Source organism: Flavobacteriaceae bacterium (assembly GCA_003443635.1).
Lineage (GTDB): Bacteria > Bacteroidota > Bacteroidia > Flavobacteriales > Flavobacteriaceae > AU392.
Window position 1 is genome coordinate 2,654,492 of sequence record CP031964.1, and the last position, 14,653, is coordinate 2,669,144.

Annotated in this window: 16 protein-coding genes and 2 tRNA genes; 11 read left to right on the forward strand and 7 right to left on the reverse strand. The window is 29.7% G+C overall.

The window, feature by feature from the left end:
• Nucleotides 1–159: 159 nt before the first annotated feature.
• From D1817_12110 to D1817_12120, 3 genes are read left to right on the forward strand one after another with little or no spacing between them, the layout of a single operon-like run.
• The gene (locus D1817_12110) at nucleotides 160–1,005 is read left to right on the forward strand and encodes a transketolase (GenBank protein ID AXT20600.1); all 846 of its coding nucleotides are present in this window, start codon (nucleotides 160–162) and stop codon (nucleotides 1,003–1,005) included.
• An 18-nt stretch (nucleotides 1,006–1,023) separates the two neighbouring features.
• Nucleotides 1,024–1,977 carry a transketolase family protein gene (locus D1817_12115; protein ID AXT20601.1) on the forward strand — a complete coding sequence of 318 codons (954 nt, stop codon included), beginning with the start codon at nucleotides 1,024–1,026 and terminating at the stop codon, nucleotides 1,975–1,977.
• Between the two features lie 50 nt (nucleotides 1,978–2,027).
• Entirely contained in the window at nucleotides 2,028–2,609 is a 582-nt protein-coding gene (locus D1817_12120; GenBank protein ID AXT20602.1) for a PorT family protein, read from the forward strand.
• A gap of 71 nt (nucleotides 2,610–2,680) precedes the next feature.
• Here the strand turns inward: D1817_12120 and D1817_12125 are convergent, their stop codons facing one another.
• On the reverse strand, nucleotides 2,681–3,667 hold the full coding sequence (locus D1817_12125; protein ID AXT20603.1) for a peptidylprolyl isomerase: 987 nt from the start codon (nucleotides 3,665–3,667) through the stop codon (nucleotides 2,681–2,683).
• A 79-nt stretch (nucleotides 3,668–3,746) separates the two neighbouring features.
• On the opposite strand from D1817_12125, the gene D1817_12130 reads away from it, so the two are divergent.
• Complete coding sequence (locus D1817_12130) at nucleotides 3,747–4,118, forward strand: RNA-binding S4 domain-containing protein (GenBank protein ID AXT20604.1); 372 nt, start codon at nucleotides 3,747–3,749, stop codon at nucleotides 4,116–4,118.
• Nucleotides 4,119–4,151: 33 nt separating this feature from the next.
• Nucleotides 4,152–4,655 (forward strand): phosphoribosyltransferase, encoded by a 504-nt coding sequence (locus tag D1817_12135; protein AXT20605.1) that lies wholly within the window; start codon nucleotides 4,152–4,154, stop codon nucleotides 4,653–4,655.
• Here D1817_12135 and D1817_12140 read toward each other — a convergent pair.
• Nucleotides 4,647–5,168 carry a shikimate kinase gene (locus D1817_12140; GenBank protein AXT20606.1) on the reverse strand — a complete coding sequence of 174 codons (522 nt, stop codon included), beginning with the start codon at nucleotides 5,166–5,168 and terminating at the stop codon, nucleotides 4,647–4,649. The genes D1817_12135 and D1817_12140 overlap by 9 nt on opposite strands.
• 128 nt (nucleotides 5,169–5,296) lie before the next feature.
• Between D1817_12140 and D1817_12145 the strand changes: the two genes are divergently transcribed.
• Nucleotides 5,297–5,372 (forward strand) — tRNA-Lys (locus tag D1817_12145).
• Nucleotides 5,373–5,421: 49 nt separating this feature from the next.
• Nucleotides 5,422–5,505: transfer RNA gene (locus D1817_12150), tRNA-Leu, on the forward strand.
• Between the two features lie 73 nt (nucleotides 5,506–5,578).
• Here the strand turns inward: D1817_12150 and D1817_12155 are convergent.
• Nucleotides 5,579–5,806 carry a hypothetical protein gene (locus tag D1817_12155; protein AXT20607.1) on the reverse strand — a complete coding sequence of 76 codons (228 nt, stop codon included), beginning with the start codon at nucleotides 5,804–5,806 and terminating at the stop codon, nucleotides 5,579–5,581.
• Between the two features lie 163 nt (nucleotides 5,807–5,969).
• On the opposite strand from D1817_12155, the gene crtI reads away from it, so the two are divergent.
• From crtI to D1817_12175, 4 genes are read left to right on the forward strand one after another with little or no spacing between them, the layout of a single operon-like run.
• Entirely contained in the window at nucleotides 5,970–7,478 is a 1,509-nt protein-coding gene (gene crtI, locus D1817_12160) for a phytoene desaturase (GenBank protein AXT20608.1), read from the forward strand.
• Between the two features lie 2 nt (nucleotides 7,479–7,480).
• Nucleotides 7,481–8,320, forward strand: a complete 840-nt coding sequence (locus D1817_12165; protein AXT20609.1) for a phytoene/squalene synthase family protein — start codon at nucleotides 7,481–7,483, stop codon at nucleotides 8,318–8,320.
• 8 nt (nucleotides 8,321–8,328) lie between these two features.
• Nucleotides 8,329–8,778, forward strand: coding sequence for a beta-carotene hydroxylase (locus tag D1817_12170; protein AXT20610.1), 450 nt, complete (start codon nucleotides 8,329–8,331; stop codon nucleotides 8,776–8,778).
• Nucleotides 8,779–8,784: 6 nt separating this feature from the next.
• Complete coding sequence (locus D1817_12175) at nucleotides 8,785–9,480, forward strand: lycopene cyclase domain-containing protein (GenBank protein AXT20611.1); 696 nt, start codon at nucleotides 8,785–8,787, stop codon at nucleotides 9,478–9,480.
• On the opposite strand, the gene D1817_12180 is transcribed toward D1817_12175, so the two are convergent.
• The 4 genes from D1817_12180 to D1817_12195 form a co-directional block, all read right to left on the reverse strand.
• The gene (locus tag D1817_12180) at nucleotides 9,467–10,033 is read right to left on the reverse strand and encodes a TlpA family protein disulfide reductase (protein AXT20612.1); all 567 of its coding nucleotides are present in this window, start codon (nucleotides 10,031–10,033) and stop codon (nucleotides 9,467–9,469) included. The genes D1817_12175 and D1817_12180 overlap by 14 nt on opposite strands.
• 299 nt (nucleotides 10,034–10,332) lie before the next feature.
• Nucleotides 10,333–10,998, reverse strand: a complete 666-nt coding sequence (locus D1817_12185) for a Crp/Fnr family transcriptional regulator (GenBank protein AXT20613.1) — start codon at nucleotides 10,996–10,998, stop codon at nucleotides 10,333–10,335.
• 115 nt (nucleotides 10,999–11,113) lie between these two features.
• Nucleotides 11,114–13,381 (reverse strand): aconitate hydratase, encoded by a 2,268-nt coding sequence (locus D1817_12190; GenBank protein AXT20614.1) that lies wholly within the window; start codon nucleotides 13,379–13,381, stop codon nucleotides 11,114–11,116.
• Between the two features lie 315 nt (nucleotides 13,382–13,696).
• Entirely contained in the window at nucleotides 13,697–14,650 is a 954-nt protein-coding gene (locus D1817_12195) for a MoxR family ATPase (protein ID AXT20615.1), read from the reverse strand.
• Between the last annotated feature and the right edge of the window lie 3 nt (nucleotides 14,651–14,653).

A 14,653-nucleotide genomic window follows, 5' to 3' on the forward strand; every position in this document is an offset into this window, starting at 1 on the left:
CGTCAAGGGCAAAGATATATAACAAAAAGTCAATCCCTAAGTAATACTATTAAATTGTTAGCAAGTGATATCACTTCGTTAATAAAAGCTTTACTACATTCTTTGCTAAACTTAGTTAAAGGCTTACTTTTGACAGCGAAATTTGTAACTAACATTAATATGTCAAACACACAACAATTAGAAAATTTAACCACTCAGGTTCGTAGAGATATACTTCGAATGGTTCATAAAGTTAATTCTGGTCATCCTGGAGGTTCATTAGGATGTGCTGAGTTTTTTGTAGCGCTTTTTAATGAAGTCATGAACAGAAATGATGGTTTTGATATGAATGGAAAAAATGAAGATTTATTTTTCTTATCAAACGGTCACATATCTCCTGTATTTTATAGTGTTCTTGCTAGAGCTGGTTATTTTTCTGTTGATGAATTAAATACATTTAGGTTAATCGATTCTCGTTTACAAGGTCATCCTACTACACATGAAGGGTTACCTGGGGTAAGGGTTGCTTCAGGATCTCTTGGTCAAGGGTTATCAGTAGCTATAGGAGCAGCGGAAACTAAAAAATTGAATAAGGACAATAATTTGATTTATACATTACTTGGTGATGGTGAATTACAAGAAGGGCAAAATTGGGAGGCCATTATGTATGCAGCGGGTAATAAGGTTGATAATTTAATTGCAATTGTAGATTTAAATGGTCAGCAAATTGATGGATCTACCGATGATGTTTTACCAATGGGAAGTATGAAAGCTAAATTTGAAGCTTTTGGATGGGAAGTGATAGAAATTGAAAAAGGTAACAATATAAACGCAATATTAGACGGAATGTCTAAAGCTAAAAACAAAACTGGGCAAGGAAAACCTATTTGTGTTTTGTTAAAAACTGTAATGGGTAATGGTGTAGATTTTATGATGTATACCCACGCTTGGCACGGAAAAGCACCTAATGACGAGCAATTAGCAATTGGTTTAACTCAAAATCCTGAAACTTTAGGAGATTATTAATATCTAGACAGATACATTATGAAAACATATATAAATACAGGAAATAAAGATACACGTTCAGGTTTTGGGGCTGGATTAACAGAGTTAGGCAAAACCAATACTGATGTTGTTGCACTTTGTGCAGATTTAACAGGATCTCTTAAAATGGATGAATTTAAAGCTAATCATCCAGAACGTTTTTTTCAGGTTGGAATTGCTGAAGCTAATATGATTGGTATGGCTGCTGGAATGACCATAGGTGGCAAAATACCTTTTACAGGAACTTTTGCTAATTTTTCTACTGGTAGAGTTTACGATCAGATACGACAAAGTGTTGCTTATTCTGGAAAGAATGTGAAAATTTGCGCATCGCATGCTGGTTTGACTTTAGGAGAAGATGGTGCAACACACCAAATTCTAGAAGATATTGGACTCATGAAAATGTTACCAGGAATGACCGTTATTAATACTTGTGACTTTAATCAAACTAAAGCAGCAACAATAGCTATAGCAAATCATAATGGTCCAGTATATCTTCGCTTTGGAAGACCAAAAGTAGCTAATTTCACCTCTGAAGATCAAAATTTTGAAATCGGAAAAGCAGTGAAATTAACAGAAGGTAATGATGTGACAATAGTAGCTACTGGACATTTAGTTTGGGAGGCTTTAGAAGCTTCAAAAATATTAAACGATAATGGTATTTCTGCTGAAGTGATAAACATACATACTATTAAGCCTTTAGATGATCAAGCTATAATTGACTCTGTTAGTAAAACTGGATGCATTGTTACGGCAGAAGAACACAACTATATGGGAGGTTTAGGAGAAAGTGTTGCAAGAGTTTTAGCGTTACACAAACCAACTCCTCAAGAATTTATTGCTACTAATGATACTTTTGGAGAATCTGGCACACCAGCGCAATTAATGGATAAATATGGTTTAAACAGTAATTCAATTATTGATAAAGTGAAAGCTGTTATGAAAAGAAAATAATTTATTATTTATTTCGTTTTTATACCATAACTCAAAAAACGAATGAACTTATGAAAAAATTATTTTTATTAACTGTATTTAGTTGTTTTGCAATATGCTCTTGGGCACAAGTTGGATCATCGTATGGTTTTAAGGGCGGATTAAATTATAATAGTAATGGCGATTTAATTGAAACTGCAACCTCAGCAGCTGAGAATCCTGACAGAAATATTGGTTTCCATATCGGTATATTTGGTAAATTAGGAAATAAATTATATTTCAGACCTGAATTAATATATACAAATACACAAAGTGAATATAGTGATGAGGATTTTAAACTTCAAAAATTAGATGCCCCTCTATTGGTAGGTTTAAAATTAATTGGACCTATTAGTGTATTTGCAGGACCTTCACTACAATATATTTTAAATTCAGACTTTGATGGTATTGATATTGATGACGTTGAAAACGACCTTACAGTCGGTTTTAATTTTGGGGTATCGTTTAGCTATAAAAAATTTGGTGTTGATTTAAGGTATGAAAGAGGCTTTAATGATAATGAAGCTCAGTTTTTAAACAATAATAATATAGATATTAGTAGGTTAGACACAAGGCCAGAACAATTTATATTAAGCTTATCCGTAGCTATTTAAAGTTAACCACATAAAAATAAAAAGAGCTATTCTCAAAGAATAGCTCTTTTTATTTTTTATATAAAGTTTTATTAAGAATCATTTCTAGATTGTGTACTATCTGGGTCTAAGTAATTAGGGATTCCATCTCCATCTGTATCGTCATTAAGCGGGTTTCCATCTCCAATATCATTAGTCGGATCACCATCTCCATCTCTATCTACCGTTAAATCAGTGTCAGGTTCTAAATCTTCGTCTATAGTTCTTACCCCATCATTATCATCATCTGTATCTAAAAAATTAAAAGAACCATCTTCATCTGTATCATCAGTTCTTACATCTAAATCATTGTTAAGATCTTCTAAATAACTAGGTATTCCATCATCATCATGATCATTAACTCGAGTACTAAATAATTCGAATTTAAATATTAAAGGTGCAAAAAACGGAATTCCTGAACTGGCAGATGGGTTATCAAAAAACCCTAGCCCAGAAGGCATAAAAACAACTCCAATTCCTGGGTTAATAAAATCTACTGTTCCATCAGGATTTATATTAAATGATTCAGCTTCATTAAAATCTAAAAAAGCTCTACTAAATCCTGGCACTACACCTATTAAATCAAAATCAATAGGGTTTACAGAATCATCAAATACTTCTCCATCTAGTAAACTTCCAGAAAAATTCACTAACACATTATCTGAAACATTAGGGCTATTAGTTCCCCCTCCTGTTCTAATGTTTAAAATATAGAACTCATAATCGACTCCTGCAAAAACAGTTTGTCTTATTTCAACAGCATCTATTAAAAGTGTATTATTAGCCGGGTCTGGCAACCCTCCAAGTGGTGGGACCTCAGAAATAATAATATCATTTATTGTAGGGTTTGGGTTATTAGCTAAGCTTGCAGAATTATAAAAATGTGTATTTAAATATTCTAATAAAGTATCCCTATCAATTACCTGTTGTTCAGCCCTATCTCTAGGAGGTTGAATATTTATATCATCATCATCATTACCACAAGAATTCAAGATTACTGTTAAACATAAAATAAAAAATATTATTTTTCCTATTTTCATTATAAATTAAATTTTGGACTGCAAGATACAATTTTATAATATTGTTGTACAACTACATTAACGTAGTTTTTTATATTTTATGCGGGTAGATAAATATCTCTGGTGTCTTCGTTATTTTAAAACACGAAGTATCGCAACGACAGCTTGTAAAAAAGGACAAGTAAGAGTAAATAATGCTATAGTAAAGCCTAGTAGAGAGGTATATGCTACAGATAAAATAATTATTAGGAAGAATCAAGTGAATTATCAATTAACAGTAAATGATATTCCTCCTAATAGAGTTGGAGCTAAGCTAGTAGATATTTATAGAATAGATACCACTCCTAAGTCTGAATTTGAGGCTCAAGAATTATTAAAATTTTCTAAAGATTATTATCGAAAAAAAGGTATAGGAAGGCCTACTAAAAAAGACCGAAGAGATATTGATGGTTTTTATGACGAAAATGAGTAGTTTTATATTTTTAAACTTCTTAAGTACTATATTATGACAGTTAAGAACAATGCCATTTTAACTCATCAAGAAATTAATCATAAAATAAAACGTATTGCATATCAAATTTATGAAAGCAATATTGATGAAAATGAAATTATTTTAGCTGGTATTGATTATAACGGATATTTATTAGCTAAAAAATTAAAAACAATTTTAGCTAATATATCTCCTATAAAGCCTGTTCTCTGTAGAGTACTCATAAATAAAAAAGAGCCTAGAAACGAAATTAAAACATCATTAAAACTTGAAGATTATAAAAACAAATCGATTGTTTTAATTGATGATGTTTTAAATTCTGGTACAACTTTAATTTATGGGGTTAAGCATTTTTTAGAAGTCCCTCTTAAACAATTTAAAACTGCTGTGTTAGTAAATAGAAATCACAAAAAATATCCTGTAAAAGCAGATTTTAAAGGGATTTCACTCTCAACATCTTTACATGAACATATAGAAGTTGTTTTAGAAGGGAAACAATTTGAAGTTACTTTAAAATAAATTTAAAATTATATCATCTACAATCGTTCTAGTAGTTTTTAAATCTGTAGTAATAGTTATATCTGATTGATTATAAAATTGAGTACGCTCAAATAAATGTTTTCCAATAAACTCAATTAATAATTCTCTAGAAGTTAAATGCGAAATTAATGGTCGTTTATTTGTTTCGTTTTCTAAACGTTCTACAATACTATTAATTGAAGATTTTAGGTAAATAGATGTAATAGCTTTGTTATTTGTTATCTTATCCATATTTCCTGCATAACATGGAGTACCTCCTCCTAGTGCAAGTATTAACTTTGTATTGTCAACAAGAATTTGATTCAGTGACAAAGCTTCTTTTTTTCTAAAATATATCTCTCCTTTATCTTTAAAAATAGAGCTAATAGTTTTACCTTCAGATTGTTCTATAAAATCATCTAAATCAATAAAATTATATTTTAATTTTTCTGCTAATTCTCTTCCTATTGTAGACTTACCAGAAGCCATATAACCTAATAAAATTATAATCATTTTTCGTTATAAATTGATTCTTAAAACTTTGCATTTATGCTTCACAAAAAAACAAAAATTTATCTAAAAAAAGTATTGTTTTATAAATTAAACATTTTATATTTGCACCCTCGTTAGAGAAAATTATTGACCTGGTAGCTCAGTTGGTAGAGCATCTCCCTTTTAAGGAGAGGGTCCTGGGTTCGAGCCCCAGCCAGGTCACAAAAAGTTAAGCTTATTCGCTTAACTTTTTTAGTTTAAATACTTTTTTAAAGCGCACGTGGCGGAATTGGTAGACGCGCTAGCTTGAGGGGTTAGTGATCATTAGGTCGTGGAAGTTCGAATCTTCTCGTGCGCACTTTAAAATTAATAAAAAGCTCCATAATTAATAAATTATGGAGCTTTTATAATACTTAATCTAATTATATATTTTATATAATATCATCTGGTCTACCTTTAAGGCGTTTCTCTATTCTACGTTTTTTTTCAGTTAATCGTTTCATAAGGTCCATTAAATCAGAATCTTTACTTTCCTTATAAACTTCATTAAGTGCAAGAATAAGTCGTTTCGCTTCTCTAGAAGCTGATACTCTTTCACTAGTTGTCATATTACTCATTTTAGCATTTTCAAATGCAATCGCTTCTTCCAACAAACTCATAAATATTAAATTTTGCCCTAAAACTATTTAAAATAATATTAATAATGAAATTAAAAAGCATTAAGCGTATTATTTTTTTCTATATACTTATATAAAATATTGATTAACTCTAGTTATATATACAAAAACTAGGTCATTCTTTTTTATATCTTTACAAGACTATATGAGTCATACAATTTCAATTATCGGTTCTGGTTTCTCTTCATTATCTGCAGCATGTTATTTAGCAAAAAGCGGTAATACTGTTACCATTTACGAAAAAAACCCAACAATAGGCGGTCGTGCTAGACAGTTATATAAAGATGGTTTTACTTTTGATATAGGACCGACTTGGTATTGGATGCCTGATGTATTTGAGAAATTCTTTTTAGATTTTAATAAAAAACCTTGCGATTATTATACATTAGAAAAACTTAATCCAGCGTATAGCGTTTATTTTGGAAAGAATGATTATATCACCATTGAAGACACTTTAGATAAGATAAGTGCTGCTTTTGAAGCTGAAGAACCTAATAGTTCAATAAAACTTAAAAAGTTTATAAACAAAGCTAAAAGCAATTATGATATTGCTATTAAAGATTTAGTTTATAATCCTGGAGTATCTCCACTTGAATTAATTACTCCTGCTACCATAAAAAAACTCAACCAGTTTTTTAGTAACATAAAAAGAGATGTACGAAAAGAGTTTAAAAATACTCGTCTTGCTCAAATATTAGAATTTCCTGTACTATTTCTTGGAGCCAAACCAAGCAAAACACCATCATTTTACAATTTTATGAATTATGCTGATTTTGGCCTCGGAACATTTCATCCTAAAAAAGGCATGTATCAAGTTATTCTTGCTATGCAAGCACTAGCTATTGAATTAGGAGTTACAATTAAAACAAATTCACCAATTGATAAAATCCACATAGAGAATGGAAGTGCTTCTGGAATAACATGTAATGGTAAAATTTATAAATCTGATATTATTTTAAGTGGTGCTGATTATCACCATACAGAAACCTTATTAGAAAAAAAATATAGGCAATATTCTGAATCTTATTGGAAGAAAAAAGTCTTTGCCCCTTCTTCTCTACTCTTTTATGTTGGATTTAATAAAAAGTTGAAACATGTAAATCATCATACCTTATTTTTTGATGTGGATTTTGATATACATAGTCATGATATTTATGACGTTCCAAAATGGCCAGAAAACCCTTTGTTTTATGCTAGTTTTCCCAGTATAACAGATAATAATGCTGCACCAAGCGGAAAAGAAGCTGGCATATTTTTAATACCATTAGCGCCAGGCATAAAAGATACTAATGAAATTAGAGCAAAATATTTTAATAAAATTATTGATCGATTTGAAAAATTAACTTCACAAAAAGTTTCTGACAATATTCTATTTAAAGAGTCTTTTTGTATAAATGATTTTATAAAAGATTATAATTCTTATAAAGGAAATGCATACGGAATGGCTAACACCTTATTACAAACAGCATTTTTACGCCCTAAGTTAAAAAGTAAAAAAGTAAAGAATTTATATTTTACAGGACAGCTCACTGTTCCTGGACCTGGAGTGCCTCCATCATTAATTTCTGGAAAGCTAGTTTCAGAATTAATTAATAAACAATTTGAAAAACAAAAATTAAGTTCTAACTTAGAAATCGTTCAAACAAAAGCTTAACTATGAAATCTATTTTTGATTCTGTATCTAATAATTGTAGTAAGATTGTAACTCAATCTTATAGCACTTCATTTACATTAGCTACAAAAATGCTATCAAAATCTATACGACAAGATATTTATAGTTTATATGGTTTTGTTCGTTTAGCTGATGAGATTGTAGACTCGTTCCACGATTATGATAAGAGCACGTTATTTGAAAAGTTTGAAAAAGATTTAGAATATGCCATAACACATAAAATAAGTTTAAACCCTGTATTAAATGCATTTCAAAATACATATCATAAATACAAGATAGAACAGCATTTAGTAAATTCTTTTATGGATAGTATGCGATTAGATTTGCATAAAACAAATTATCTAACTGAGGAAGAGTTTAAAAATTATATTTATGGTTCTGCAGATGTTGTGGGTTTAATGTGTTTAACAATTTTTGTTAAAGGTGATAAGAAAAAATATGACGAATTAAAAAATACAGCAATGTCTTTAGGTTCTGCATTTCAAAAAGTAAATTTTTTAAGAGACTTAAAAGCAGATCATGATGATTTAAACCGTACTTACTTTCCAAATACTGATTTAAACAATTTAAACGAAAACTCTAAACAGTCTATTATAAAGGATATTGAAGCAGATTTTGCTAAAGGATTAAGTGGTATTCGCAAATTACCAATTGAAGCAAAGTTTGGTGTTTTTATGGCATACAGATATTATAGTCAACTTCTAAAAAAACTTAAAAAGACTCCAGCTTCTCAAATAAAACATACGCGTATTAGAGTTCCAAATTATAAAAAAGTAGAGCTTTTAACTCGTAGTTATGTAAAATATCAACTTAATTTAATGTAATTAAAACAATGCAAACCTTATATTGGATATTAGCTTTTATTCTAACTTTTTGTATTATGGAGTTTATGGCATGGTTTACCCATAAATATGTTATGCATGGCTTTTTGTGGAGTTTACATAAAGATCATCATAAAAAAGATCATGATAGTTGGTTTGAGCGTAATGATGCTTTTTTTATTTTTTATGCTGTAGTCAGTATCGGATTTTTTTTATTATGGAGATATAACGGATTATGGGTAGGATTACCTATTGGTATCGGAATATTTGCATATGGTTTAGCGTATTTTATAGTACATGATATATTTATTCATCAACGTTTTAAACTATTTAGAAATGCTAATAACATATATGCAAAAGGTGTACGTAGAGCCCATAAAATGCATCATAAACATTTAGGTAAAGAAAAAGGAGAGTGTTTTGGGATGCTTTTTGTTCCATTTAAATATTTTAAAAAATAAGTACAGATGGTTTATTTGTATTTATTATTAAACTTAAGCTCTCTATTGATTCCTTTTTTATTCAGTTTTCATCCTAAAATACAGTTTTATAAGTATTGGAAATTTCTTTTTCCTTCTATTTTAATAACAATGTTGGTATTCATACCATGGGATATTATTTTTACTCAGCAGGAGTTTTGGGGATTTAACACTACTTATTTTTTAGGCATTGAATTATTTAAACTTCCAATAGAAGAATGGTTATTTTTTATATGCATTCCATATGCATGCGTATTTACGCATTACGCATTACTACATTATTTTCCTAATACAATATTTTCTGTAAAGCATACAAAACTTATTAGCTGGTTTTTAATTACTGTATTGTTTATTGGTGTGATCTTTAATTATAATAAATGGTATACTTTAATTAACTTTTCATATGCTATATTACTGCTAATCCTTATTTATAATTTAAATTTTAAATTACTACAAGAATATTATTTCACATTTATTATAATGCTAATTCCGTTTTTTATTGTGAATGGAATTTTAACTGGAAGTTTTATTGATAATGAAGTTGTATGGTATAATAATTCTGAAAATCTAAATATAAGATTATTTACCATTCCTATTGAAGATACTATTTATGCATTAACTCTTATCCTCTCAAATTTGTTTTTAATGAAGATTTTTCAAAAAAAGCGTGTTAAAAAGAATTGATTAAGTCATCAATTACATTTCTAACTTTATTACTATTCCAATTTGAAGCACCAGTTTTATCAATAACAATATTACCATTTTTGTCTAACAGAAATGTTCGTGGAATACTTGTAACGCTAAGCATTTCTGGAGCAGTAGATATAGGCACATATGACTTGAAATTATAATTGTTATCCTCTAAAAAATCCTTAACTGTTTCTTGCTTTTCATTAGATATAAATACAAATTCTATTTTATCTTTATAATCGTTATGCAATTCTTTTAAATTGGGCATTTCTGCTATACACGGTGGACACCATGTCGCCCAAAAGTTAATTAGTACAATTTTGTCTTTATTATTTTGAAAATTAAAACGATTACCATTAATATCTTGCAATTGCCAATTGTAATTGGTTACTACATTTCTTTTTTCTGCTTTTATAATCGAAGGTCCAAACAAGGCTAACCCTTTATGTAGCATTACTTGTATAGGTGTTCTGGTTTGTGGTATAATTAATAATGTAATCCCTATTAAAAAAATAACATTACTTAATTTAGGTTTTTTAATATTCATATAACTTTTCAAAAACTTATTGTTAATGCTAAAATTACATTAAAGTGATTAATAGTCTTATGGTTTAACATTTTATTTTTATAAACTATTACAAAAAGTTAAGGTGTTACAATCATAAGTAGAAGTAACACCTTAATCTAACAAAAAACAAAATTTAATTTTATCCTTTTAAACTTAATATTAACCAACAATTACCAAGTTTAAGAATAAACAATCAAATGAATTTATGACTCATTCGTTATATCACAAATATAATAGGTATGCTTATTTCAAAATGTTAGCTACATAACACAAATATGCTATTTTTTTAAAATTCTTATTTCGTTTCTATTAAATTCTATAAATTTTTCTGACTTTAATTCATTTAAAAGAATATTTAGTGTAGATCTAGAAGTACCTATTAAAGAAGCTATGTCTTTTTGGGTATAAGGATTATGAATTACTTTATCTCCCGTTGTTTTGCATTCTGTACCATATTCATTTTCTAATTCGCCTAAAAATTCTATCAGTCTAGTTTTCGTATCTTTAAATAATAACAATTGAAGACGTCTCTCTAATTTTTTTAGTTTAAAACCAATAAATTTATAAACCTTCAAGCTAAATGTTTGATTAGTTCTCATCAAATCATGCATTGTATCTACTTTTATAGGACAAATAGATGTTTGGTTATCTAAAGATTGAGCAAATTCATCTCTCTTATTTTCTCCCAATATTGCTTTTTCTCCAAATAATTCTCCTTTGGTAAGTATCGCTTTTACTACTTCTTCACCACTTTCAGTATAATATCCAATTTTAACTTTACCGTTTTCTATAAGATAGACTTTACTTGCTGAATCTTCTTCAAAATAGATATAATCCTTTTTTTTATAAGCGTCAAATTTGTGAGTTTTTTTAAATGAACGGAATTTATGAGGGCATAACGTCTTAAAAAGATTTACCCCATCAAAATACCATAATGCAGTCATTGTTCATTTACTTAGTTATAAATTGTGGTCGCCTATTTAATTATACACTTACAGTATAGCGCATAAAAAAACTCCTAATAACTAGGAGTTTTTTGTTAAATATTTATTTAAGAAATTAAGCGTTAGCTTTTTTAATTAAATTTAATGCTGAGCCTTCATTATACCAATCAATTTGTCCTTGATTATAAGTATGATTTGTTATAATTATGTTTGAAGTTCCGTCGGTATGCACCACTTCAATTGTTAATGGTTTACCAGGAGCAAACTCATTTAAATCAAGGAAATTAAATGTATCATCTTCTTGAATTAGGTCATAATCACTTTCATTAGCAAATGTTAAACCTAACATTCCTTGTTTTTTAAGGTTTGTTTCATGTATACGTGCAAAAGATTTTACTAGTACTGCTGCTACACCTAAATGACGCGGCTCCATTGCTGCATGTTCTCTAGAAGATCCTTCTCCATAATTATGATCTCCAACAACTATAGTTTTAATATTTGCAGCTTTATATTCACGTTGTGTATCTGGTACACCTCCATACTCTCCTGTTAATTGATTTTTTACAAAATTTGTTTTCTTATTATAAGCATTTACAGCTCCAATTAAACAGTTGTTAGATATATTATCTAAATGCCCTCTAAAACGCAACCAAGGTCCCGCCATTGATATATGATCTGTTGTGCATTTCCCAAATGCTTTAATTAAAAGCTTAGCTCCTTTTATTTCGTTACCTATAGGTATAAAAGGAGTTAAAAGTTCTAATCTTTCAGAATCAGGAGAAACTTTTATTTGTATTTGACTACCATCTTCTTCTGGTGCTAAATAACCATTATCCTTAACATCAAATCCTTTTTGAGGTAATTCCCATCCAGTTGGTTCATCAAACATTACTTCTTCTCCATTATCATTAAGTAGTTTATCTGTTAACGGATTAAAATCTAATCGTCCAGAAATTGCAATAGCAGCTGTTAATTCTGGAGAGGCGACAAAAGCATGTGTATTAGGATTACCATCAGCACGTTTAGCAAAATTTCTATTAAAAGAATGTACTATACTATTCTTTGGTGCATTTTTAGGGTCGCTATATCTCGCCCATTGTCCAATACATGGACCACAAGCATTAGTGAAAATTTTAGCATCTAATCTTTCAAATACATTAAGGATTCCATCTCTTTCTGCAGTATAACGTACTTGTTCAGATCCAGGATTAATTCCTAATTCTGCTTTCATCTTTATACCCTTATCTAAAGCTTGTTGCGCTATTGAGGATGCTCTTGATAAATCTTCATAAGAAGAATTAGTACACGAACCGATTAAACCCCATTCAACTTGTAAAGGCCAATCGTTAGCTTGTGCTTTCTCAGACATTTCTTTACCAACAGTAGTAGATAAATCTGGCGTAAAAGGTCCATTTAAAAGTGGGCCTAATTCAGATAAATTAATATCTATGACTTGGTCAAAATATTGTTCCGGATTTGCATATACATCTGCATCAGCTGTTAAATAATCTTTAACTTGGTTTGCAGCATCTGCAACATCACTTCTGTCTGTAGCTCTTAAATAACGTTCCATTGATTCATCATATCCAAATGTAGATGTAGTTGCTCCAATTTCTGCTCCCATATTACAGATTGTACCTTTACCAGTACAAGACATTGCTGTAGCTCCAGGTCCAAAATACTCTACAATAGCACCAGTACCTCCTTTAACTGTTAATATTTCTGCAACTTTTAAAATCACATCTTTTGGTGCTGTCCAGCCTGATAATTTCCCTGTTAACCTCACTCCGATTAATTTAGGAAACTTTAATTCCCAAGGCATACCAGCCATTACATCTACAGCATCTGCCCCTCCTACACCAATAGCAATCATTCCTAAACCTCCAGCGTTTACAGTATGAGAATCAGTTCCAATCATCATCCCTCCAGGAAATGCATAATTTTCTAATACTACTTGATGTATAATTCCTGCGCCTGGTTTCCAAAAACCAATTCCATATTTATTAGATACTGATTCTAAAAAATCAAATACTTCACTACTCACATCATTAGCATGTTTTAAATCTACTGAAGCACCTTCTTTAGCTTGTATTAAATGATCACAGTGCACTGTAGTAGGTACTGCAACTTTTTTCTTTCCAGCTTGCATAAACTGTAATAATGCCATCTGAGCTGTTGCATCTTGGCAAGCAATACGATCTGGTGCAAAATCAACATAATCCTTACCTCTGGTAAATCCTTTATTAGTAGTACCATCCCAAAGGTGTGAGTATAAAATTTTCTCTGAAAGTGTCAATGGTTTCCCCACTATTTTTCGAGCTTCATTTACTCTAGAAACCATATTTTTATACACATCTTTAATTACGTCAATATCAAATGCCATATTCTTTGTTTTTTTAGTTTTTGTTGAATATTAAGTCTGACGAAATTACAAAAAATTACATATAATTATAAAATATCTAATGAATAAACCTTTCAGCTCATTTATTATTATAGAATAGTTATTTTTAGTTGTTATTTTTCAAAGAAATCGGATTTTAGAGTTAAAAAAATGAGAATTCCCTAATATTAAAATCGCAGTTATTTCAAAAAATATTCACTTTATATTTTAAAATAAGAGTTTTATAATACAAAAAAGTAACTGTAATACGATTAATGTAATGCTCAAGAGCGAGAAAATATTTTAGCTTGCAAATAATTAAAATAAGCTTTTAATTATTTGTTCTTCTGTAATCCCTTCAGCCTCAGCTTTATAATTTTTTATAATTCGATGACGAAGAATACTATTAGCAACAGCTTGAATATCTTCAATATCTGGAGAAAATTTTCCTTGAATTGCTGCATGTGTTTTAGCTGCTAAAATTAAGTTTTGAGATGCTCTTGGTCCTGCTCCCCAATCTATATATTGTTTAACCAAATCTGCAGCAGATTTACTATTTGGTCGTGTTTTAGCTACCATAGTTACTGCGTATTCTACAACATTATCTGCTACTGGAATGCGACGAATCAATTCTTGAAAATTAATGATTTCTTCTGCAGAAAACAAAGAATCTACTTTTACTTTTTTATCCGTAGTTGTCGATTTAACAACTTCAACTTCTTCCTTAAATGTTGGGTATTCCAAATTTATGGCAAACATAAATCGATCTAACTGTGCTTCAGGTAATGGATAAGTTCCTTCTTGTTCTATTGGATTTTGTGTTGCTAAGACAAAATAAGGTAAATCTAATTTATAATGATGACCAGCTACCGTCACAGCTCTTTCTTGCATTGCTTCTAAAAGGGCTGCTTGTGTTTTTGGTGGTGTTCTATTAATCTCATCAGCTAATATAATATTACCAAAAATCGGGCCTTTAATAAATTTAAATTGCCTATTCTCATCTAATATCTCACTTCCTAGAATGTCGCTTGGCATTAAATCAGGAGTAAACTGAATACGCTTAAAGTTAAGTCCTAAAGCTTGTGCTATAGTATTAACCATTAATGTTTTTGCTAAACCTGGAACACCAACTAACAACGAATGTCCGCCTGAGAAAATAGAAATCAATATTTGATCTACAACTTCATCTTGTCCAATAATTACTTTAGCTATTTCAGATTTTAGGGTTCGATACTTTTTTACAAGTTGTTCAATGGCAGTAACATCAGACATATA

Excerpts from the sequence above, each read along its gene's own strand:
- D1817_12180 (AXT20612.1), bottom strand. The coding sequence starts at position 10,033 with ATGAATATTAAAAAACCTAAATTAAGTAATGTTATTTTTTTAATAGGG.
- D1817_12130 (AXT20604.1), top strand. The coding sequence starts at position 3,747 with ATGCGGGTAGATAAATATCTCTGGTGTCTTCGTTATTTTAAAACACGA.
- D1817_12115 (AXT20601.1), top strand. The coding sequence starts at position 1,024 with ATGAAAACATATATAAATACAGGAAATAAAGATACACGTTCAGGTTTT.
- D1817_12135 (AXT20605.1), top strand. The coding sequence starts at position 4,152 with ATGACAGTTAAGAACAATGCCATTTTAACTCATCAAGAAATTAATCAT.
- D1817_12165 (AXT20609.1), top strand. The coding sequence starts at position 7,481 with ATGAAATCTATTTTTGATTCTGTATCTAATAATTGTAGTAAGATTGTA.
- D1817_12170 (AXT20610.1), top strand. The coding sequence starts at position 8,329 with ATGCAAACCTTATATTGGATATTAGCTTTTATTCTAACTTTTTGTATT.
- D1817_12110 (AXT20600.1), top strand. The coding sequence starts at position 160 with ATGTCAAACACACAACAATTAGAAAATTTAACCACTCAGGTTCGTAGA.
- D1817_12195 (AXT20615.1), bottom strand. The coding sequence starts at position 14,650 with ATGTCTGATGTTACTGCCATTGAACAACTTGTAAAAAAGTATCGAACC.
- D1817_12155 (AXT20607.1), bottom strand. The coding sequence starts at position 5,806 with ATGAGTTTGTTGGAAGAAGCGATTGCATTTGAAAATGCTAAAATGAGT.
- D1817_12190 (AXT20614.1), bottom strand. The coding sequence starts at position 13,381 with ATGGCATTTGATATTGACGTAATTAAAGATGTGTATAAAAATATGGTT.
- crtI (AXT20608.1), top strand. The coding sequence starts at position 5,970 with ATGAGTCATACAATTTCAATTATCGGTTCTGGTTTCTCTTCATTATCT.
- D1817_12140 (AXT20606.1), bottom strand. The coding sequence starts at position 5,168 with ATGATTATAATTTTATTAGGTTATATGGCTTCTGGTAAGTCTACAATA.
- D1817_12120 (AXT20602.1), top strand. The coding sequence starts at position 2,028 with ATGAAAAAATTATTTTTATTAACTGTATTTAGTTGTTTTGCAATATGC.
- D1817_12125 (AXT20603.1), bottom strand. The coding sequence starts at position 3,667 with ATGAAAATAGGAAAAATAATATTTTTTATTTTATGTTTAACAGTAATC.
- D1817_12175 (AXT20611.1), top strand. The coding sequence starts at position 8,785 with ATGGTTTATTTGTATTTATTATTAAACTTAAGCTCTCTATTGATTCCT.
- D1817_12185 (AXT20613.1), bottom strand. The coding sequence starts at position 10,998 with ATGACTGCATTATGGTATTTTGATGGGGTAAATCTTTTTAAGACGTTA.